Origin of the sequence: Pseudomonas synxantha (assembly GCF_900105675.1) — a bacterium.
Classification (GTDB): Bacteria; Pseudomonadota; Gammaproteobacteria; order Pseudomonadales; family Pseudomonadaceae; genus Aquipseudomonas; species Aquipseudomonas synxantha.
In genome coordinates this window covers 1,501,786-1,523,866 of sequence record NZ_LT629786.1, presented here as the reverse complement: position 1 = coordinate 1,523,866, position 22,081 = coordinate 1,501,786, and the positions used below count along the sequence as shown (strand labels likewise).

Genomic DNA, 22,081 nt, shown 5'->3' with positions numbered 1-22,081 from the left:
CCAGTGATGGAGTCTGGTGCAGAGGGATATGGGAATGGCTAGCGGTAAGGTCAAGTGGTTCAACAATGCCAAGGGTTACGGCTTCATTATCGAGGACGGCAAGGATGAAGACCTTTTTGCGCATTACTCGACGATCAAGATGGATGGGTACAAGACACTGAAAGCGGGCCAGCCTGTCTGCTTTGAAATTATTCAAGGCCCCAAGGGCATGCACGCTGTGAATATCAGTACGCCCAACGACCCTAAAGACACTGCAAAAACGGAAGCGCCCGCTCAAAAAATCAAAAAAGCGACTGGCCTGATCAGCCACTGAGCAAAGCCTTGAATGCCAAGCCGGCCATTCTGAGTCATCAGAACGGCCGGTTGTTTTGCCTGCTTACATGTGCTTGATCAACGCATCGCCAAACCCAGACGACGACACCAGCGTGGCGCCCTCCATCAGGCGCTCGAAGTCATAGGTCACGGTCTTGGCCGAAATCGCACCATTGGTGCCCTTGATAATCAGGTCAGCCGCCTCGGTCCAGCCCATATGGCGCAGCATCATTTCTGCCGACAAGATCAATGAGCCCGGGTTGACCTGGTCCTTGCCCGCATATTTGGGCGCCGTACCGTGGGTCGCTTCGAACATCGCCACGGTGTCGGACAGGTTGGCCCCCGGCGCGATGCCGATACCGCCCACTTCCGCCGCCAAGGCGTCAGACAGGTAGTCGCCGTTCAGGTTAAGCGTCGCGATGACGTCATATTCAGCTGGACGCAGCAGGATCTGCTGGAGCATGGCGTCGGCGATGGCATCCTTGACCACCACATTCTTGCCGGTCCTGGGGTTCTTGAACTGCATCCACGGGCCGCCGTCCAGCAGGGTCGCACCGAACTCTTCAGCCGCCACTTCGTAGGCCCATTCCTTGAAGGCACCTTCGGTGAACTTCATGATGTTGCCTTTGTGCACAATGGTCAGCGAGTCACGGTCGTTATCCACCACATATTGCAGGGCCTTGCGCGCCAGGCGCTTGGTGCCTTCTTTCGACACCGGCTTGACGCCGATCCCGCAATCCTGGTCGAAACGAATCTTGGTAACGCCCATTTCCTCCTTGAGAAACTTGATTACCTTGATCGCCTCCGGCGAACCCGCCTTCCACTCGATGCCGGCGTAAATATCCTCGGAGTTCTCGCGGAAGATGGTCATGTCCACGTCGCCAGGTTTCTTGACCGGGCTGGGCACGCCTTCGAACCAGCGCACCGGGCGCAGGCACACATACAGGTCGAGCTGCTGACGCAGCGCCACGTTCAGCGAGCGAATACCACCACCGACCGGTGTGGTCAGCGGTCCCTTGATGGACACCACGTAATCCTTGACCGCATCCAGGGTTTCCTGGGGCAGCCAGGTATCCTGGTCGTAGACCTGTGTAGCCTTTTCGCCGGCGTAAACCTCCATCCACGAGATCTTGCGCTTGCCGCCGTAAGCCTTTTCAACAGCTGCGTCGACCACCTTGATCATCACCGGGCTGATGTCGACACCGATACCGTCACCTTCGATGTAGGGAATGATCGGTTGGTCAGGAACATTGAGAGAATGGTCTGCATTGACGGTGATTTTGTCGCCGACTGCCGGAACCTGAATCTTCTTGTATCCCATGCTGAACTCCATCTATGGATTGAACATCTGGCTGCGTTCGAGCCTACTCCAGATAAATGGCGACTGAAACCTCGCGCCATGCTCATTTGCATCGAAAACAGCATAATTTGTCGCCTACAAGCCTGAAATCAAAGGGAAAAGTGCCAATCCTGAGCACAACGTGCGACTTTAGGCGTAACCCGGCACCTGCGACCTTTAGACCAATGGACGACCCGCCTTTTGTATGAAGGCTCGGCGTAAGCATAGCGACCTATGTATAATGCCGCCGCTGACCAAAGAGTCACGACGGCGGACCGCTCTAGAACATGGCCCTCCGCTGCAAAGCAGGACTAATACAATAGTCCACCCGCTTGACGCTCGACTGATGCAACCCAACATCACCGCGAAGAAACCTCGACCTTTCGCTCATGGATGACTTGAACGAACGCGCTCCACCCGGCGCATCTCGAGTTTCTGCGCACGCTTTCAGCAAAGAAGAGAGTTAATCCGAATATGCCCACCCGCTCGAAGATCATCTACACCTTCACCGACGAAGCCCCAGCCCTCGCCACCTATTCACTGCTGCCTATCGTAGAGGCCTTCACCGCTTCCGCTGATATTGCCGTGGAAACCCGCGACATTTCCCTCGCAGGGCGCATCCTCGCAAGCTTCCCCGAGCAACTGGGCGACAAGGCTATCCCGGACCACCTCGCCGAACTGGGCGACCTGGCCGTTACACCTGAAGCCAACATCATCAAGCTGCCGAACATCAGTGCCTCGACCCCGCAGCTGCAAGCCGCGATCAAGGAACTGCAGGCCCAGGGCTATGCCCTGCCGGACTACCCTGAAACCGTAACCACCGACGCGGAAAAAGAAACCCGTGCACGTTACGACAAGGTCAAGGGCAGCGCCGTGAACCCGGTCCTGCGCGAAGGCAACTCCGACCGTCGCGCACCGCTGTCGGTCAAGAACTATGCACGCAAGCACCCGCACAAGATGGGCGCCTGGGCTGCCGACTCCAAGTCGCATATCGCCCACATGAGCAATGGCGACTTCTACGGCAGCGAAAAAGCCGTGCAGATCGAAGCCGCTGATGCTGTCAAAATTGCGCTGGTTGCCCAGGACGGCACCACCACCGTGCTGAAGGAAAAGACCAGCGTCCAGGCCGGCGAAATCATCGACACCGCCGTGCTGAGCAAAAAAGCCCTGCGCAGCTTCATCGCCGCTGAAATCGAAGACGCCAAGAAACAAGGCGTGCTGCTGTCGGTTCACCTCAAAGCCACCATGATGAAGGTCTCCGACCCGATCATGTTCGGCCAGATCGTTGCCGAGTTCTACAAAGACGCCCTGAGCAAGCACGCTGCGGTGCTGGAGCAGATCGGCTTCAACCTGAACAACGGCATCGGCGACCTGTACGCCCGCATCAAGGCGCTGCCGGCCGACCAGCAAGCGCAGATCGAAGCTGACATCCAGGCGGTGTACGCCGCTCGCCCTGCCCTGGCAATGGTCAACTCCGACAAAGGCATCACCAACCTGCACGTGCCGAGCGACGTCATCGTCGACGCCTCGATGCCCGCCATGATCCGTGACTCCGGCAAGATGTGGGGCACTGACGGCCAGCTGCACGATACCAAGGCGGTGATCCCGGATCGCTGCTACGCCACCATCTACCAGGCGGTCATCGAAGACTGCAAGGCCAATGGCGCCTTCGACCCGACCACCATGGGCAGCGTGCCAAACGTTGGCCTGATGGCCAAGAAAGCCGAAGAGTACGGTTCCCACGACAAGACCTTCCAGATCAAGGCCGACGGCGTCGTCCGCGTCACCGACAGCCAGGGCAACCTGCTGATGGAACAGAAAGTCGAAGCCGGCGACATCTTCCGCATGTGCCAGACCAAGGACGCGCCGATCCAGGACTGGGTCAAGCTCGCCGTCAACCGTGCCCGCGCCAGCAACACCCCGGCCATCTTCTGGCTGGACCCTCAGCGCGCCCACGACGGCGTGGTGGTCGAGAAAGTCCAGGCGTACCTGAAAGATCACAACACCGAAGGCCTGGACATCCGCATCATGGCCCCGGTCGACGCGATGAGGTTCACCCTGGAGCGCACCCGCAAGGGCCTGGACACCATCTCGGTGACCGGTAACGTACTGCGCGACTATCTGACCGACCTGTTCCCGATCATGGAACTGGGCACCAGCGCCAAGATGCTGTCGATCGTGCCGCTGATGAACGGCGGCGGCCTGTTCGAAACCGGCGCTGGCGGTTCGGCGCCGAAGCACGTGCAGCAACTGCTGGAAGAAAACTTCCTGCGCTGGGATTCCCTGGGCGAGTTCCTGGCCCTGGCCGCATCCCTTGAGCACCTGGGTGTGACCTACAACAACCCCAAAGCGCTGGTACTGTCCAAGACCCTGGACCAGGCCACCGGCCAGTTCCTCGACAACAACAAGTCGCCATCGCGCAAAGTCGGCAACATCGACAACCGCGGCAGCCACTTCTACCTCGCGCTGTACTGGGCACAAGCCCTGGCCGCCCAGACCGAAGACACTGCACTGCAAGCGCAGTTCGGCACACTTGCCCAGACCCTGGCCGCGAACGAGGCAACCATCGTTGCCGAGCTCAACGCCGTACAGGGCAAGCCCGTGGACATCGGCGGCTATTACGCGCCGAACCCGGAGCTGACCAGCAAGGCCATGCGCCCAAGCAACACCCTCAATGCGGCGATTGCCAAGTTGAAGTAAGGTTGTAAAGCTGCAAAGAAGCCCCGGCCAAGTGCCGGGGTTTCTGTTTCTACCGCTCAACTGTAGAAACCGGATAAAAATGTGGGAGGGGGCTTGCTCCCGATGGCAGTGGGTCAGCCCCAGATGTATTTACTGACCCCCCCTCATCAGGGGCAAGCCCCCTCCCACACTGACTGTAATCCTGCTGTAAGACGCACTGCGTCCTGAATCGAGGCATCCCATGACCTGGCTCCCCCACATCACTGTCGCCACCATCGTCGAAGACAACGGCCGTTTCCTGATGGTCGAAGAACTCAAGGGCGGCCGCGCCGTGCTCAATCAGCCCGCCGGCCACCTGGACCCGAACGAAACCCTGACCGAAGCCGCCGTGCGCGAGACCCTCGAGGAAACCGGCTGGGATGTCGAAGCCACCGGCATCGTCGGCATTTACCTCTACACTGCCCCCAGCAACGGCGTGACCTATCAACGGGTCTGCTTTATCGCCAAAGCGCTGAAACACCACCCAGGCTATAAACTCGACGACGGCATCCTCCGCGCCCGCTGGATGACCCGTGACGAGCTGATGGTCGTGCGCGACGACTGGCGCAGCGAGCTGATCATCCGCTGTATCGATGATTATCTGGCAGGCCACAGGCACAGTCTCGAATTGATCCGCCCTTCTCTTTAGCCTTAGCGGCCCGGGCCTGATAGAATCGCGTCCTTTTTCAAGACACCCGTTGAAACCCTATGCGTGATCCAGCCCCTTCTGACACACAAAAGAAGCGCGTCATCGTCGGCATGTCCGGCGGCGTGGATTCTTCCGTTTCCGCCGTTCTGCTCATGGAGCAGGGTTATGAGGTGGAAGGCCTGTTCATGAAGAACTGGGAAGAAGACGATGGAACGGAATATTGCACCGCCATGGACGACCTGGCGGACGCCCAGGCCGTGTGCGACAAGATCGGTATCAAGCTGCACACCGCCAACTTCGCCGCCGAGTATTGGGACAACGTGTTCGAACACTTCCTGGCCGAATACAAGGCCGGGCGCACTCCGAACCCGGACATCCTGTGCAACCGCGAGATCAAGTTCAAGGCGTTCCTCGACTACGCGATGATGCTCGGCGCCGACCTGATTGCCACTGGCCACTACGTGCGCCGTCGCGATATCGATGGCCGCACCGAACTGCTCAAGGGCCTGGACCCGAACAAGGACCAGAGCTACTTCCTGCACGCCGTCGGCGGTGAACAGATCGCCAAGACCCTGTTCCCGGTGGGCGAACTGGAAAAGCCCGAAGTACGCAAGATTGCCGAGAAACACGGCCTGGCCACCGCCAAGAAGAAAGATTCCACCGGTATCTGCTTTATCGGCGAGCGCCGCTTCAGCGACTTCCTCAAGCAGTACCTGCCGGCGCAGCCGGGTGAAATCAAGACCACCGAAGGTGAAGTGATCGGCCGCCACCACGGCCTGATGTACCACACCATCGGCCAGCGCCAGGGCCTGGGCATCGGCGGCCTGAAAGACGCCGGCGAAGAGCCGTGGTACGTGCTGGTCAAGGACCTGGAAAACAATGTGCTGATCGTCGGCCAGGGCAACGAGCACCCACTGCTGTTCTCCGGCGCCCTGCTCGCTTCCGAGATCTATTGGGTCAACCCGATCGACTTGAGCACACCGCGCCGCCTGACCGCCAAGGTACGCTATCGCCAGAGCGACCAGCCCTGCACCCTGGAAAAAACCGCCACGGGCTACCGCGCCACCTTCGATGACCCGCAACGCGCGGTCACCCCAGGCCAATCCGTGGTGTTCTATGACGGCGAAATCTGCCTGGGCGGCGGCGTGATCGAAGTCGCGCAAGCCTGGAGCAAGCCGGCATGAGCCCGACCCAGGAGCAATTGACGGCCCTTGGCGGGGTATTTCTCGCCGCCGTGCTGGTGGACAAGATCGCCAAGACCGGCCAGGTCACAGAGGCCGGCCTGGCCTGCATGCTCGGCAGCCTGCTGATTCGCGACCCCAAGGACACCCTGGAGGTCTACGGCGGTGACGACCTGGCCCTCCGCGAAGGTTATCGTGCACTGATCGGCGCCCTGGAGCGCGACCCCAGCACCTTGCAGCGCGAGCCATTGCGCTATGCCTTGTCGATGCTCGGCCTTGAGCGCCAACTGGCCAAGCGTGACGACATGCTGGAAACCATCGGCAAGCGCCTGCCGCAGATCCAGTCCCAGGTGGAACACTTCGGCCCGGCCCACGAAAACGTGATCGCTGCCTGTGGCGCGTTGTACCAGGACACCTTAAGCACCTTGCGCCAACGTATTCAGGTGCACGGCGACATGCGCAACCTGCAACAACCCAACAATGCCTCGAAAATCCGCGCACTGCTCCTGGCGGGTATTCGCTCGGCGCGGTTGTGGCGGCAGTTGGGCGGTCATCGCTGGCAGTTGGTGATCAGCCGGCGCAAATTGCTCAAAGAGCTTTACCCGTTGATGCGCAACGAATAAGTCGCAGCGACAGGCCCTTTTCAAGCCGTTACGCGTAATACGCCGGTCAGTTGGCAACGGACCGGCGGATTTTTTCATGTATGATACGCGCCCCATTTCGTTGCCCGACTGTCCGAGAACACCCCATGCAGCTCTCTTCGCTCACTGCGGTTTCCCCTGTTGACGGCCGCTACGCCGGCAAAACCCAGGCCCTGCGCCCTATTTTCAGCGAATACGGCCTGATCCGTGCCCGCGTTCTGGTTGAAGTGCGCTGGCTCCAGCGCCTGGCCGCTCACCCCGCCATCAGCGAAGTGCCGGCATTTTCGGCCGAAGCTAACGCTGTATTGAATACCCTGGCGGAAAACTTCTCCCTGGAGCACGCCGAGCGTGTGAAAGAGATCGAGCGCACCACCAACCACGACGTCAAGGCCATCGAATACCTGCTCAAGGAGCAAGCGGCCAAACTGCCGGAACTGGCCCAGGTCAGCGAGTTCATCCACTTTGCCTGCACCAGCGAGGACATCAACAACCTGTCCCACGCCCTGATGCTGCGCGAAGGCCGCGATGACGTCATGCTGCCCCTGATGCGCCAGACTGCCGAAGCCATCCGTGAGCTGGCGATCCGTTTCGCCGCCGTGCCGATGCTGTCGCGCACCCATGGCCAGCCGGCGTCGCCGACCACCCTGGGCAAGGAACTGGCCAACGTGGTGTACCGCCTGGAGCGCCAGATCGCCCAGGTCGCCGCCGTGCCTTTGCTGGGCAAGATCAACGGCGCCGTAGGCAACTACAACGCCCACCTCTCGGCCTACCCTGAGATCGATTGGGAAGCCAACGCCCGCGCCTTCATCGAAGACGAGCTGGGCCTGGGCTTCAACCCATACACCACGCAGATCGAACCCCACGACTACATCGCCGAGCTGTTCGACGCCATTGCGCGCTTCAACACCATCCTGATCGACTTCGATCGCGATATCTGGGGCTACATCTCCCTGGGCTATTTCAAGCAGCGCACCATTGCCGGTGAAATCGGATCGTCGACCATGCCGCACAAGGTCAACCCGATCGACTTCGAAAACTCCGAAGGCAACCTCGGCATCGCCAACGCCCTGTTCCAGCACCTGGCCAGCAAGTTGCCGATCTCCCGCTGGCAGCGCGACCTGACCGACTCCACCGTATTGCGCAACCTCGGCGTGGGCTTCGCTCATAGCGTGATCGCGTACGAAGCCAGCCTCAAGGGCATCAGCAAGCTTGAACTCAACGAACAGAAGATCGCCGCTGACCTGGACGCCTGCTGGGAAGTATTGGCCGAGCCGATCCAGACCGTGATGCGCCGCTACAACATCGAAAACCCCTACGAGAAACTCAAAGAGTTGACGCGCGGCAAGGGCATCAGCCCCGAAGCACTGCAAACTTTCATTGACGGCCTGGACATGCCAGCCGCGGCCAAGGCTGAGCTGAAACTGCTCACCCCGGCCAACTACATCGGTAACGCTGTAGAGCAAGCCAAGCGCATCTGATTCAAGCAAGCCCCTTTGAGACGCCCGGCCGCGCCGGGCGTTTTTATTCCAGTCTGAAAAGTGCTTTTTTTCAATAGGTTACACATGAATCCTGATATTCCTCTTCAACTTCTGGGCGGCATCACGGCACGGGAATTCCTGCGCGACTACTGGCAGAAAAAGCCGCTGCTGATCCGCCAGGCCATCCCTGATTTCGAAAGCCCGATCGACGCCGACGAACTGGCAGGTTTAGCCCTGGAAGAAGAAGTCGAGTCGCGCCTGGTCATCGAACACGGCGAACGCCCGTGGGAACTGCGTCGCGGCCCGTTCGCCGAAGACGCCTTCAGCACCCTGCCTGAGCGTGAGTGGACCTTGCTGGTGCAAGCGGTTGACCAGTTCGTGCCGGAAGTAGCGGAACTGCTGGAGCACTTCCGCTTCCTGCCGAGCTGGCGCATCGACGATGTGATGATCAGCTTCGCCGCGCCGGGTGGCAGCGTCGGCCCGCACTTCGACAACTATGACGTGTTCCTGCTGCAGGCCCAAGGCAAGCGCAACTGGAAGATCGGCCAGATGTGCAGCTCCGAAAGCCCACTGCTGCAACACGCCGACCTGCGCATCCTGGCCGAATTCGAAGAGACCGCCGAATGGGTGCTGGAACCGGGCGACATGCTCTACCTGCCACCGCGCCTCGCTCATTTCGGCATTGCCGAAGATGACTGCATGACTTACTCGGTGGGCTTCCGTGCCCCAAGCGCCGCTGAAGTGCTGACCCACTTCACCGACTTCCTCAGCCAGTACCTGACGGATGAAGAGCGCTACACCGACGCCGACGCCCAGCCGGTCAGCGACCCGCACCAGATCCAGGGCGACGCCCTCGACCGACTCAAGGGCCTTTTGGCCGAGCACATGAGCGACGAGCGCATGCTGTTGACCTGGTTCGGCCAGTTCATGACCGAACCGCGCTATCCCGAACTGGTAGCCGGCGAAGAACTGGGCGAAGAGGATTTCATCAGCAGCCTGCAAGACGGCGCGATCCTGGTGCGCAACCCAAGCGCTCGCCTGGCTTGGTCCGAAGTCGATGATGATGTACTGCTATTTGCCAGTGGCCAGAGCCGTTACCTGCCAGGCAAGCTGCGTGAGCTGCTGAAGCTGGTGTGCTCGGCTGATGCGTTGCACAGCGAGAACCTCGGCGACTGGTTGGCGGACGAAGACGGCCGCGACCTGCTGTGCGAACTGGTCAAGCAAGGCAGCCTGGGGTTTGCGGATGAATAAGATTCACGTAAGTGTCGCGGACTGGCAAAAGGATATCGCCGAGATTCGGCGCATTCGTGAAGCGGTATTTATCGCTGAACAATCGGTTCCGGCCGAGCTTGAGTGGGACGCAGACGACGCTGGCGCCATGCATTTCCTCGCATTTGAAGGCGACTTTCCAATTGGTACCGCGCGCCTGCTGCCCAGCGGGGAGATTGGTCGCGTGTCGGTGCTCAAGGATTGGCGTGGCTTGAAGGTGGGCGACAAGCTGATGGAAGCGGTGATTGGCGTGGCAGAAGGTCGTGGCCAGACCCGGCAGTTCCTCAGTGCGCAGGTGTATGCAGCGCCGTTTTATGAGCGGCTGGGCTTCAAGATTGTCAGTGAGGAATTCCTGGAAGTCGGGATTCCGCATGTGGATATGGTGCGCGGGGGCTGATCCGAGACCGCATCGCCGCCATCGGGGGCAAGCCCCCTCCCACACTTGACCGTATTCCAAAGGATATACTCGGTCAAAATGTGGGAGGGGGCTTGCCCCCGATAGCTATTTCAGCAACACCAACAATGCCCTGCCTGCCAGGGCATTTTGCCGTCTACGATTCAACTTGCGACCCTTCAGGCCGACAAACTGGCACTATCAAGCCAAATGACTCGCAGAGATAACGGACATGTCCCTACGCACCCTGCTCACCGCCCTACTCCTGACCGCCAGCGTTTCGGCCATGGCCGACACCCAAGTCGTCAACCTGAGCAATCGCACCAGCGCCGACCTGCTGCCTGTAGCCCAGAATTTCATCGGCAAGGACGGCACTGTCAGCGCCTACGGCAACCAGTTGATCGTCAATGCACAGCCCGACAAGATTGAGGGCTTGCGCACCTTGCTCTCACAATTGGACACACCGGCCAAGCGTCTGCTGATCACCGTCGACACCAACGAAAACAATCAGCAGAACAGCGGCGACAGCCAGACCCGCATCATCAGCTACGGCACCGCCAGCCGCGATGGCGGCGCCCAGCAGATCCAGGCCAGCGAAGGCGTGCCGGCGTTGATCCAGGTTGGCCAGAGCGTACCGCTGACCACCACCCAACAGGACAGCTACGGCCGCCTGCAGAACCAGACCCAGTATCGCAACGTCACCCAGGGTTTCTACGTGACCGCCAGCGTCACCGGTGAGACCGTACACCTGGCCATCAGTACCAACCGTGACCGCATGAGCCAGGAACGTCCCGATGTAGTGAACGTGCAGAGTACCGACACAACCGTCAGCGGGCGCCTGGGCGAATGGATCACGCTGGCGGGCATCAATCGTGAGACTCAGGCCGATAAATCTTCTACAACCCGCAACTATTCTACTCAGGGCCGCGATGACCTGACTTTGCGTGTCAAGGTCGACACCCTGAACTGAAGCACCGAAAACTGACTGATGAGTCGTATGAGACTAAAGATGTAGTGCCTTAAAAAAAGCACTACAAAACATTTGACGATCCAAAAAAGCATGGGCATGATGGCCTCGCTCCCGCTAATCAGGGGCCCTGGCAAGGGCCTTCGGATCGACGCTCCAAGCTACCCACCCGAGCCGATTCGTGTCTGTACCGCCCACAAGGCGTGTTTGACGAGGTTGCGACTGGAACGAAGTTGTCCCGAGGGACGGAAGCTAACCAGGTAACCCGGCTACGCACTGATGGATCGTACAAAGGCCCACGACGCCCGAAGACCGTTCGCAGTTCGCCTTTACCTGCTCAATTCCGCCTTGAGCCACTCGTTCATCCCGTCGCCTTCCCCGCCAAGCCCGGCTTGACCACCTGAGCTTCTGGTCAGCGAGCAGCCATCACCACGCATTCAATCCGTGGCTGGCAAATGGAATTCTCCACCTAGACCTATGCGACGAGGTTTTTCCCCATGGCACTGACACGCGAACAGCAAATTGCAGCCCTTGAAAAAGACTGGGCTGAAAACCCACGCTGGAAAGGCGTGACCCGCGCTTATTCCGCTGCTGACGTCGTCCGCCTGCGTGGCTCGATCCAACCTGAGCACACCTTTGCAAAACTCGGCGCCGAGAAGCTGTGGAACCTGGTCACCCAAGGTGCCAAGCCGTCCTTCCGTCCCGACAAAGATTTCGTCAACTGCATGGGCGCCCTCACTGGCGGCCAGGCAGTACAACAGGTAAAAGCCGGTATCCAGGCGATCTACCTGTCCGGCTGGCAAGTGGCAGCGGATAACAACTCCGCTGAATCCATGTACCCCGACCAATCGCTGTACCCGGTGGACTCCGTGCCGACCGTAGTCAAGCGCATCAACAACTCGTTCCGTCGTGCCGACCAGATCCAGTGGAAAGCCGGCAAGAACCCAGGTGATGAAGGCTACATCGACTACTTCGCCCCCATCGTGGCTGACGCCGAAGCCGGCTTCGGCGGCGTACTGAACGCCTACGAACTGATGAAGAGCATGATCGAGGCCGGTGCTGCCGGCGTGCACTTCGAAGACCAGCTTGCGTCAGTGAAGAAATGCGGCCACATGGGTGGCAAGGTACTGGTACCGACCCAGGAAGCCGTACAAAAGCTGACCGCAGCCCGTTTGGCCGCTGACGTTGCCGGTACACCGACCATCATCCTGGCCCGCACCGATGCCAACGCCGCTGACCTGCTGACTTCGGATTGCGATCCGTACGACAAACCGTTCGTGACTGGCGAGCGTACTCAGGAAGGCTTCTATAAAGTCCGCGCCGGCCTCGACCAGGCCATTGCCCGCGGCCTGGCCTACGCGCCGTACGCCGACCTGATCTGGTGCGAAACCGCCAAGCCGGACCTGGACGAAGCCCGTCGCTTTGCCGAAGCGATCAAGAAGGAATACCCGGACCAATTGCTGTCCTACAACTGCTCGCCTTCCTTCAACTGGAAGAAGAACCTGGACGACGCGACCATCGCCAAGTTCCAACGCGAACTGTCGGCAATGGGTTACAAGCACCAGTTCATTACCCTGGCCGGCATTCACAACATGTGGCACAGCATGTTCAACCTGGCGCACGACTACGCCCGTAACGACATGACTGCCTACGTGAAGCTGCAAGAGCAGGAGTTCGCGGACGCCGCCAAAGGCTATACCTTCGTGGCGCACCAGCAGGAAGTGGGCACCGGTTACTTCGACGACATGACCACCGTGATCCAGGGCGGCACTTCGTCGGTGACCGCGCTGACCGGTTCGACCGAAGAAGATCAGTTCCACTAAGTACCGCGTACACGGCCACTGCGGCCCCACGGAAGACCTAACCGCAGTGCCGCACAGCAATCACGCCCCGACTGGTTCGGGGCGTTTTTTTGCCTGCACAAAAACCTACCGATGCACTGCGGACCAAATGTGGGAGGGGGCTTGCTCCCGATAGCGGTGGATCAGCAACAGCTGGGTTGGCTGATACTCAGCTATCGGGAGCAAGCCCCCTCCCACAAGGAATTTTGCGCAAAACATTGATCCAGAGCGGTATCCGCGCACATCAAATCGGTTAAAAGAACCGTTGCGGCAACTAAGCGGCACTCAACCAAGTAACGGCAACTTCCCCCGCCACATGAGAAACAATCGCTTAAACCCCCACGCAAACAATATTCATTATCATTTAGCGCTTGAAAACTTCGTTACCGCTTAAACAAAACATAATTGATGAAAAGCTCGCTAATGCCCACACCACAAGGGCTACAGCCCCAAGAAGGTGCACTATGTGCTTATTCCACCGAATAATTTCACCCCAGGAATTTTACTTGCCCGGTGTTTAGCCATAAAATCACCGCGATTGATTGCAGTGCGACATATCGTCACTGCATCGTTACTTTTTCGAGCTCAGAGACCTTTGCTCTCTGTTAAGGATTTCCAGCATGACCGAAGCGACAGGACTCATGGCCCACAACTGGGGCTTTGCCATTTTCCTCCTCGGTGTTGTCGGCCTTTGCGCCTTCATGCTCGGCGTCTCCAGCCTCCTCGGGTCAAAAGCCTGGGGCCGCAGCAAAAACGAACCGTTCGAGTCCGGCATGCTACCTACAGGTGGCGCCCGCTTGCGGCTCTCAGCCAAATTCTATCTGGTCGCGATGCTGTTCGTGATCTTCGATATCGAAGCCCTCTTTCTCTTTGCCTGGTCTGTGTCCGTCCGCGAAAGCGGCTGGACCGGATTCGTCGAAGCTCTCGTTTTCATAGCAATTCTGTTGGCAGGTCTTGTCTACCTGTTCCGAGTGGGCGCCCTTGACTGGGCTCCGGAAGCTCGTCGCAAGCGGCAGGCGAAGCTGAAACAATGAGGCTTTGGCAATGCAATACAATCTCACCAGGATCGACCCGGATGCTCCTAACGAGCAGTACCCCATCGGCGAACGGGAAACCGTTTCCGACCCGTTAGAAGACCAAGTCCACAAGAACATCTACATGGGCAAGCTGGAAGACGTGCTGAGTGGCGCGGTCAACTGGGGGCGTAAAAACTCCCTGTGGCCGTACAACTTCGGCCTTTCGTGCTGCTACGTGGAAATGACCACCGCCTTCACGGCGCCCCACGACATCGCGCGCTTTGGCGCCGAAGTGATCCGGGCATCACCGCGCCAGGCGGATTTCATGGTTATTGCCGGTACCTGCTTCATCAAGATGGCGCCGATCATCCAGCGTCTCTATGAGCAAATGCTCGAGCCGAAATGGGTTATTTCCATGGGTTCGTGCGCCAACTCCGGTGGCATGTACGACATCTACTCCGTCGTTCAAGGGGTGGACAAGTTCCTGCCCGTGGACGTCTACGTGCCTGGCTGCCCGCCCCGCCCCGAGGCATTCCTGCAAGGCTTGATGCTGTTGCAGGAATCGATTGGCAAGGAGCGTCGCCCGCTTTCCTGGGTCGTCGGCGATCAAGGCGTGTACCGCGCCGAGATGCCGTCCCAAAAGGAACAGCGCCGCGAACAGCGAATCGCAGTCACCAACCTGCGCAGCCCCGACGAAGTCTGATCCAGACCCGCTTCTGTTATAGAACGAAAACCTGGCTTCATTCTTTACGTTGACCGAAAGCGATAAAAAACCATGACTACAGGCAGTGCTCTGTACATCCCGCCTTATAAGGCAGACGACCAGGACGTGGTTGTCGAACTCAATAACCGTTTTGGCCCTGACGCCTTCACCGCCCAGGCCACACGCACCGGCATGCCGGTGCTGTGGGTGGCGCGTGCCAGGCTTGTCGAAGTCCTGACCTTCCTGCGCAACCTGCCCAAGCCGTACGTCATGCTCTATGACCTGCATGGCGTGGACGAGCGTCTGCGCACCAAGCGCCAGGGGCTGCCGAGCGGCGCCGATTTCACCGTGTTCTACCACTTGATGTCGCTGGAACGTAACAGTGACGTGATGATCAAGGTCGCCCTGAGCGAAAACGATCTCAGCGTTCCGACCGTGACCGGTATCTGGCCCAACGCCAGCTGGTACGAGCGCGAAGTCTGGGACATGTTCGGCATCGACTTCCCCGGCCACCCGCACCTGACGCGCATCATGATGCCGCCGACCTGGGAAGGTCACCCGCTGCGCAAGGACTACCCTGCCCGCGCAACCGAATTCGACCCGTTCAGCCTGACCCTGGCCAAGCAGCAGCTTGAAGAAGAAGCGGCGCGCTTCCGTCCGGAAGACTGGGGCATGAAGCGTTCCGGCACCAACGAGGACTACATGTTCCTCAACCTGGGCCCGAACCACCCTTCGGCCCACGGTGCGTTCCGTATCATCCTGCAACTGGACGGCGAAGAAATCGTCGACTGCGTGCCGGACATCGGCTACCACCACCGTGGTGCCGAGAAGATGGCCGAGCGCCAGTCGTGGCACAGCTTCATCCCCTACACCGATCGTATCGACTACCTCGGCGGCGTGATGAACAACCTGCCGTACGTGCTCTCGGTGGAGAAGCTGGCCGGTATCAAGGTGCCGGACCGTGTCGATACCATCCGCATCATGATGGCCGAGTTCTTCCGCATCACCAGCCACCTGCTGTTCCTGGGTACCTATATCCAGGACGTCGGCGCCATGACCCCGGTGTTCTTCACCTTCACCGACCGTCAGCGCGCCTACAAGGTTATCGAAGCCATCACCGGTTTCCGCCTGCACCCGGCCTGGTACCGCATCGGCGGCGTGGCCCACGACCTGCCCAACGGCTGGGAGCGCCTGGTCAAGGAATTCATCGACTGGATGCCCAAGCGTCTGGACGAATACCAGAAAGCCGCCCTGGACAACAGCATCCTCAAGGGCCGCACCATCGGCGTCGCGCAGTACAACACCAAGGAAGCCCTGGAGTGGGGCGTCACCGGTGCCGGCCTGCGTTCCACCGGTTGCGACTTCGACCTGCGCAAGGCGCGCCCGTACTCCGGCTACGAGAACTTCGAGTTCGAAGTGCCGCTGGCGGCCAATGGCGATGCCTACGACCGTTGCATCGTGCGCGTCGAAGAAATGCGCCAGAGCCTGAAGATCATCGAGCAGTGCATGCGCAACATGCCGGCAGGTCCGTACAAGGCGGATCACCCGCTGACCACGCCGCCGCCCAAAGAGCGCACGCTGCAGCACATCGAAACCCTGATCACGCACTTCCTGCAAGTCTCGTGGGGCCCGGTGATGCCGGCCAACGAGTCCTTCCAGATGATTGAAGCGACCAAGGGTATCAATAGTTATTACCTGACGAGCGATGGCGGCACCATGAGCTACCGCACCCGGATTCGCACCCCAAGCTTCCCGCACTTGCAGCAGATCCCTTCGGTGATCAAAGGCGAGATGGTCGCGGACTTGATTGCGTACCTGGGTAGTATCGATTTCGTTATGGCCGACGTGGACCGCTAAGCATGAACAGCACGCTTATCCAGACAGACCGTTTCACCTTGAGTGAAACCGAGCGCTCGGCCATCGAGCACGAGCTGCATCACTATGAAGATCCGCGCGCGGCGTCGATCGAAGCCTTGAAGATCGTGCAGAAGGAACGTGGCTGGGTGCCGGACGGCGCCCTCTACGCCATCGGCGAGATCCTCGGCATCCCGGCCAGCGATGTTGAAGGCGTGGCCACGTTCTACAGCCAGATCTTCCGCCAGCCGGTTGGCCGCCACATCATCCGCGTGTGCGACAGCATGGTCTGCTACATCGGTGGCCACGAGTCCGTGGTCAGCGAGATCCAGGCCAAGCTGGGCATCGGCCTCGGCCAGACCACCGCAGACGGCCGCTTCACGCTGCTGCCGGTGTGCTGCCTGGGCAACTGTGACAAGGCGCCGGCGTTGATGATCGACGACGACACATTCGGTGACGTGCAGCCTGCTGGCGTGACCCAATTGCTCGAGGGCTACCCATGACCCTGACTTCCTTCGGCCCGGCCAACCTGATCAAGCGTTCGGCCGAGACTCACCCGCTGACCTGGCGCCTGCGTGACGACGGCGAGCCGGTATGGCTCGACGAATACCAGGCCAAGAACGGTTACGCTGCAGCGCGCAAAGCCTTCGCCGACATGGCCCAGGACGATATCGTCCAGACCGTGAAAGACGCGGGCCTCAAAGGCCGCGGCGGTGCTGGCTTCCCCACGGGCGTGAAGTGGGGGCTGATGCCCAAAGACGAATCCATCAATATTCGCTACCTGCTGTGCAACGCGGATGAAATGGAGCCCAACACCTGGAAAGACCGCATGCTGATGGAGCAACTGCCCCATCTGCTGATCGAAGGCATGCTGATCAGCGCCCGTGCGCTGAAAACCTACCGGGGCTACATCTTCCTGCGCGGCGAATACACCACCGCCGCCAAACACCTCAACCGTGCCGTGGCAGAAGCCAAGGCCGCAGGGCTGTTGGGCAAGAACATCCTCGGTTCCGGTTTTGACTTCGAACTGTTCGTGCACACCGGCGCCGGGCGTTATATCTGCGGTGAAGAAACCGCACTGATCAACTCCCTCGAAGGCCGCCGTGCCAACCCGCGCTCCAAGCCGCCCTTCCCTGCCGCCGTTGGCGTGTGGGGCAAGCCGACCTGCGTGAACAACGTCGAGACCCTGTGCAACGTGCCGGCGATCATCGCCGACGGCGTGGACTGGTACAAATCCCTGGCCCGTGAAGGCAGCGAAGACATGGGCACCAAGCTCATGGGCTTCTCCGGCAAGGTCAAGAACCCTGGCCTGTGGGAACTGCCGTTCGGCGTGACCGCCCGCGAGCTGTTCGAGGACTACGCCGGCGGCATGCGCGACGGCTACACCTTGAAAGCCTGGCAGCCAGGCGGCGCCGGCACCGGCTTCCTGCTCCCCGAGCATCTGGACGCACAAATGTATGCCGGCGGCATCGGCAAGGTCGGCACCCGCATGGGTACCGGCCTGGCGATGGCGGTGGACAACACGGTGAACATGGTCTCGCTGCTGCGCAACATGGAGCAGTTCTTTGCCCGTGAATCCTGCGGCTTCTGCACCCCATGCCGTGACGGCCTGCCGTGGAGCGTCAAGCTGCTGATGGCCCTGGAAAACGGCGAAGGTCGCGAGGGTGATATCGAGACCCTGCTGGGCCTGGTCGGTTTCCTCGGCCCGGGCAAGACCTTCTGTGCTCACGCACCGGGCGCCGTGGAGCCATTGGGCAGCGCAATCAAATACTTCCGCCCTGAATTCGAGGCCGGCATCGCGCCAACCCGCGCGGGCGAACTCACTCAGGTGGTATCGCCGACCATGGTCGGTGCGTAGAGCTTAAAAAAGCCAAGGGCTTGCGCCTGCGGCTTTCTCATGTGCTGACGCCTTGATGGCTGTGTAGATGCATATGAATAACAAGATTCCATTAGCCACGCCCGCTGACAACGGGCCAACGAAGAACTTTGAACCATGGCCACTATCCACGTAGACGGCAAAGCGCTCGAAGTCGATGGGGCGGACAACCTGTTACAGGCATGTCTGTCACTCGGCCTCGATATCCCGTATTTCTGCTGGCACCCCGCGCTCGGTAGCGTCGGTGCCTGTCGCCAGTGTGCGGTCAAGCAATACACCGACGAGAACGACACCCGTGGTCGTATCGTCATGTCCTGCATGACCCCAGCCACCGACAACACCTGGATCTCCATCGACGATGAAGAATCCAAGGCGTTCCGCGCCAGCGTTGTCGAATGGCTGATGACCAACCACCCCCACGACTGTCCGGTCTGTGAGGAGGGCGGTCACTGCCACCTGCAAGACATGACAGTGATGACCGGCCACAACGAGCGCCGTTATCGCTTCACCAAGCGTACCCACCAGAACCAGGACCTCGGCCCGTTCATTTCCCACGAGATGAACCGCTGCATCGCCTGCTACCGCTGCGTGCGCTTCTATAAAGACTACGCCGGCGGCACCGACCTTGGTGTGTTCGGCGCCCACGACAACGTGTACTTCGGTCGCGTTGAAGACGGCGTGCTCGAGAGCGAGTTCTCAGGCAACCTCACCGAGGTCTGCCCGACCGGTGTGTTCACCGACAAGACCCACTCCGAGCGCTACAACCGTAAGTGGGACATGCAGTTCGCACCGAGCATCTGCCATGGCTGCTCCAGCGGGTGCAACATCTCGCCGGGCGAGCGCTACGGTGAATTGCGTCGCATCGAAAACCGCTTCAATGGTTCGGTCAACCAGTACTTCCTGTGCGACCGTGGCCGTTTCGGCTATGGCTACGTCAACCGCGAAGACCGTCCACGCCAGCCACTGCTGGCCGATGGCGCCAAGCTGAGCCTGGACGCGGCGCTGGATAAAGCCGCCGACCTGCTGCGCGGGCGCAACATCGTCGGTATCGGTTCGCCGCGTGCCAGCCTCGAAAGCAACTTCGCCTTGCGCGAGCTGGTCGGCGCCGAGCACTTCTATTGCGGCATCGAAGCCGGTGAACTGGAGCGTATCCGCCTGGTCCTGCAAGTGCTGAATGACAGCCCGCTGCCAGTGCCGAACATGCGCGACATCGAAGACCACGATGCCATCTTCGTGCTCGGTGAAGACCTGACCCAGACCGCCGCTCGCATCGCCCTGTCGCTGCGCCAGTCGGTCAAGGGCAAGGCCGAAGAGATGGCCGACGCCATGCGCGTGCAGCCGTGGCTCGATGCCGCGGTGAAAAACATCGGCCAGCACGCGCTGAACCCGCTGTTTATCGCTTCCCTGGCTGAAACCAAGCTCGACGACATCGCCGAAGAATGCGTCCACGCAGCACCTGACGACCTGGCCCGTATCGGTTTCGCCGTGGCCCACGCCCTCGACGCCAGCGCGCCTGCTGTCGACGGCCTGGACACCGAAGCCGTCGAACTGGCCCAGCGCATCGCCGACGCCCTGCTGGCGGCCAAGCGTCCCTTGATCATTGCCGGCACCTCCCTGGGTTCCAAGGCGCTGATCGAAGCGGCTGCCAACATCGCCAAAGCCCTGAAGCTGCGCGACAAGAACGGCTCCATCAGCCTGGTCGTGCCGGAAGCCAACAGCCTCGGCCTGGCCATGCTCGGTGGCGAGTCCCTGGACGCCGCCCTGCAAGCGGTGACCGACGGCAGCGCTGACGCCATCGTGGTGCTGGAAAACGACCTGTACACCCGCACCGACGCCGCCAAGGTTGACGCTGCGCTGAACGCCGCCAAGGTGCTGATCGTGGCCGACCACCAGAAGACCGCTACCAGCGAGCGTGCCGACCTGGTGCTGCCAGCCGCCACCTTCGCCGAAGGCGACGGTACCCTGGTCAGCCAGGAAGGCCGCGCCCAGCGCTTCTTCCAGGTGTTCGATCCGAAATACATGGATGCCAGCATCCTGGTGCACGAAGGCTGGCGCTGGCTGCATGCCCTGCGCGCCACCCTGCTGAACCAGCCGATTGACTGGACCCAGCTCGACCACGTCACCGCAGCCACCGCTGCGAGCGCGCCGCAGTTGGCTCGCATCGTCGACGCCGCGCCGTCCGCCGCGTTCCGTATCAAGGGCCTGAAACTGGCCCGTGAACCGCTGCGCTACTCGGGGCGTACCGCCATGCGTGCTGATATCAGCGTGCACGAACCGCGTACCCCACAAGACATCGACACCGCTTTCGCCTTCTCCATGGAAGGTTATTCGGGGTCGACCGAGCCGCGTCAGCAGGTGCCGTTTGCCTGGTCGCCGGGCTGGAACTCGCCGCAGGCCTGGAACAAGTTCCAGGACGAAGTCGGTGGTCACATCCGTGCTGGCGACCCGGGCACCCGCCTGATCGAAAGCACCGGTGACTCGCTGAACTGGTTCGCTGCGGTACCGCGTCCGTTCAACCCAGCCCCGGGCACCTGGCAGGTCGTGCCGTTCTTCCACCTGTTTGGCAGCGAGGAGACCTCTTCCAAGGCCGCACCGGTGCAGGAGCGCATTCCTGCGGCCTACGTGTCGCTGGCCAAGTCCGAAGCCGACCGCCTGGGCGTCAACGACGGTGCGCTGCTCAGCCTTAACGTGGCCGGCCAGACCTTGCGCCTGCCGCTGCGTATCAATGACGAGCTGGGTGCCGGCCTGGTTGCACTGCCTAAAGGCCTCGCCGGTATTCCGCCTGCCATTTTCGGCAAAACCGTTGACGGTCTGCAGGAGGCAGCGCAATGACTTGGTTCACGCCGGAAGTAATTGACGTGATCATCTCGGTGGTCAAGGCCATCGTGATCCTGTTGGCCGTGGTCGTCGCGGGCGCCCTGCTCAGCTTCGTCGAGCGTCGCCTGCTGGGCTGGTGGCAGGACCGCTACGGTCCGAACCGCGTTGGCCCATTCGGCATGTTCCAGATCGCGGCCGACATGCTGAAAATGTTCTTCAAGGAAGACTGGACCCCGCCGTTTGCCGACAAGGTGATCTTCACCCTGGCACCGGTGGTGGCCATGAGCGCCTTGCTGGTCGCCTTCGCGATCATCCCGATCACCCCGACCTGGGGTGTGGCGGACCTGAACATCGGCCTGCTGTTCTTCTTCGCCATGGCCGGTTTGTCGGTGTACGCGGTGCTGTTCGCCGGTTGGTCGAGCAACAACAAGTTCGCCCTGCTGGGCAGCTTGCGTGCCTCGGCGCAAACCGTATCCTATGAAGTGTTCATGGGGTTGGCACTGATGGGCATCGTGGTGCAGGTTGGTTCGTTCAACATGCGCGACATCGTCGAGTACCAGGCGCAGAACCTGTGGTTCATCATTCCGCAGTTCTTTGGCTTCTGTACCTTCTTCATCGCTGGCGTGGCCGTGACTCACCGTCACCCGTTCGACCAGCCGGAAGCGGAACAGGAACTGGCCGACGGTTACCACATTGAATATGCCGGCATGAAGTGGGGCATGTTCTTCGTCGGTGAGTACATCGGCATCATCTTGATCTCGGCCCTGCTGGTCACGCTGTTCTTCGGCGGATGGCACGGTCCGTTCGGCATCCTGCCGCAGTTGGCCTTCTTCTGGTTCTTCTTGAAGACCGCGTTCTTCATCATGCTGTTCATCCTGCTGCGCGCCTCGATTCCGCGCCCACGCTATGACCAGGTGATGGATTTCAGCTGGAGATTCTGCCTGCCGCTGACCCTGATCAATTTGCTGGTGACGGCTGCCGTCGTGTTGTTGAACACGCCTGCTGCCGCGGTTCAGTGAGGATTTG

General features: G+C 60.4%; 18 protein-coding genes. 17 read left to right on the top strand and 1 reads right to left on the bottom strand.

Going from position 1 to position 22,081, the window contains the following annotated elements; translation table 11 throughout:
* Positions 1–34 precede the first annotated feature (34 nt).
* Positions 35–313, top strand: a complete 279-nt coding sequence (gene cspD, locus BLU48_RS07205) for a cold shock domain-containing protein CspD (protein ID WP_057024323.1) — start codon at positions 35–37, stop codon at positions 311–313.
* Between the two features lie 63 nt (positions 314–376).
* Here cspD and icd read toward each other — a convergent pair whose 3' ends face one another.
* The gene (gene icd, locus BLU48_RS07200; protein WP_057014646.1) at positions 377–1,633 is read right to left on the bottom strand and encodes an NADP-dependent isocitrate dehydrogenase; all 1,257 of its coding nucleotides are present in this window, start codon (positions 1,631–1,633) and stop codon (positions 377–379) included.
* A 492-nt stretch (positions 1,634–2,125) separates the two neighbouring features.
* Between icd and BLU48_RS07195 the strand changes: the two genes are divergently transcribed.
* From BLU48_RS07195 to nuoH, 16 genes are all read left to right on the top strand, one after another.
* On the top strand, positions 2,126–4,351 hold the full coding sequence (locus tag BLU48_RS07195; protein ID WP_057024322.1) for an NADP-dependent isocitrate dehydrogenase: 2,226 nt from the start codon (positions 2,126–2,128) through the stop codon (positions 4,349–4,351).
* A 220-nt stretch (positions 4,352–4,571) separates the two neighbouring features.
* The gene (locus BLU48_RS07190) at positions 4,572–5,018 is read left to right on the top strand and encodes an NUDIX hydrolase (RefSeq protein WP_057024321.1); all 447 of its coding nucleotides are present in this window, start codon (positions 4,572–4,574) and stop codon (positions 5,016–5,018) included.
* A 59-nt stretch (positions 5,019–5,077) separates the two neighbouring features.
* Positions 5,078–6,202 (top strand): tRNA 2-thiouridine(34) synthase MnmA, encoded by a 1,125-nt coding sequence (gene mnmA, locus BLU48_RS07185; protein ID WP_043046600.1) that lies wholly within the window; start codon positions 5,078–5,080, stop codon positions 6,200–6,202.
* Entirely contained in the window at positions 6,199–6,822 is a 624-nt protein-coding gene (gene hflD / locus BLU48_RS07180) for a high frequency lysogenization protein HflD (RefSeq protein WP_057014616.1), read from the top strand. Before mnmA ends, hflD begins: the two co-directional genes overlap by 4 nt.
* Positions 6,823–6,947: 125 nt before the next feature.
* Positions 6,948–8,318, top strand: a complete 1,371-nt coding sequence (gene purB / locus BLU48_RS07175; protein WP_034120246.1) for an adenylosuccinate lyase — start codon at positions 6,948–6,950, stop codon at positions 8,316–8,318.
* 84 nt (positions 8,319–8,402) lie between these two features.
* A complete protein-coding gene (locus BLU48_RS07170; protein ID WP_057014617.1) occupies positions 8,403–9,569 on the top strand; it encodes a ribosomal protein uL16 3-hydroxylase in 1,167 nt (388 codons plus the stop codon).
* On the top strand, positions 9,562–9,984 hold the full coding sequence (locus tag BLU48_RS07165; RefSeq protein ID WP_057024320.1) for a GNAT family N-acetyltransferase: 423 nt from the start codon (positions 9,562–9,564) through the stop codon (positions 9,982–9,984). Before BLU48_RS07170 ends, BLU48_RS07165 begins: the two co-directional genes overlap by 8 nt.
* A 229-nt stretch (positions 9,985–10,213) precedes the next feature.
* The gene (locus BLU48_RS07160) at positions 10,214–10,951 is read left to right on the top strand and encodes a secretin N-terminal domain-containing protein (protein ID WP_057024319.1); all 738 of its coding nucleotides are present in this window, start codon (positions 10,214–10,216) and stop codon (positions 10,949–10,951) included.
* Between the two features lie 494 nt (positions 10,952–11,445).
* Positions 11,446–12,771, top strand: a complete 1,326-nt coding sequence (gene aceA, locus BLU48_RS07155; protein WP_057024318.1) for an isocitrate lyase — start codon at positions 11,446–11,448, stop codon at positions 12,769–12,771.
* Between the two features lie 638 nt (positions 12,772–13,409).
* The gene (locus tag BLU48_RS07150) at positions 13,410–13,823 is read left to right on the top strand and encodes an NADH-quinone oxidoreductase subunit A (protein ID WP_003219575.1); all 414 of its coding nucleotides are present in this window, start codon (positions 13,410–13,412) and stop codon (positions 13,821–13,823) included.
* Positions 13,824–13,833: 10 nt separating this feature from the next.
* Positions 13,834–14,508: a NuoB/complex I 20 kDa subunit family protein gene (locus BLU48_RS07145; RefSeq protein ID WP_003174719.1), complete on the top strand. Its 675-nt coding sequence runs from the start codon at positions 13,834–13,836 to the stop codon at positions 14,506–14,508.
* A gap of 72 nt (positions 14,509–14,580) precedes the next feature.
* Positions 14,581–16,365: an NADH-quinone oxidoreductase subunit C/D gene (gene nuoC / locus BLU48_RS07140; RefSeq protein ID WP_057024317.1), complete on the top strand. Its 1,785-nt coding sequence runs from the start codon at positions 14,581–14,583 to the stop codon at positions 16,363–16,365.
* A 2-nt stretch (positions 16,366–16,367) separates the two neighbouring features.
* Positions 16,368–16,865 (top strand): NADH-quinone oxidoreductase subunit NuoE, encoded by a 498-nt coding sequence (gene nuoE / locus BLU48_RS07135; RefSeq protein ID WP_003232080.1) that lies wholly within the window; start codon positions 16,368–16,370, stop codon positions 16,863–16,865.
* Positions 16,862–18,220 (top strand): NADH-quinone oxidoreductase subunit NuoF, encoded by a 1,359-nt coding sequence (gene nuoF / locus BLU48_RS07130; protein ID WP_057024316.1) that lies wholly within the window; start codon positions 16,862–16,864, stop codon positions 18,218–18,220. Before nuoE ends, nuoF begins: the two co-directional genes overlap by 4 nt.
* A gap of 135 nt (positions 18,221–18,355) precedes the next feature.
* Positions 18,356–21,070, top strand: coding sequence for an NADH-quinone oxidoreductase subunit NuoG (gene nuoG, locus BLU48_RS07125; protein ID WP_057024315.1), 2,715 nt, complete (start codon positions 18,356–18,358; stop codon positions 21,068–21,070).
* Positions 21,067–22,074, top strand: a complete 1,008-nt coding sequence (gene nuoH / locus BLU48_RS07120) for an NADH-quinone oxidoreductase subunit NuoH (protein ID WP_057024314.1) — start codon at positions 21,067–21,069, stop codon at positions 22,072–22,074. The genes nuoG and nuoH overlap by 4 nt, the downstream gene beginning before the upstream one ends.
* Positions 22,075–22,081 lie beyond the last annotated feature (7 nt).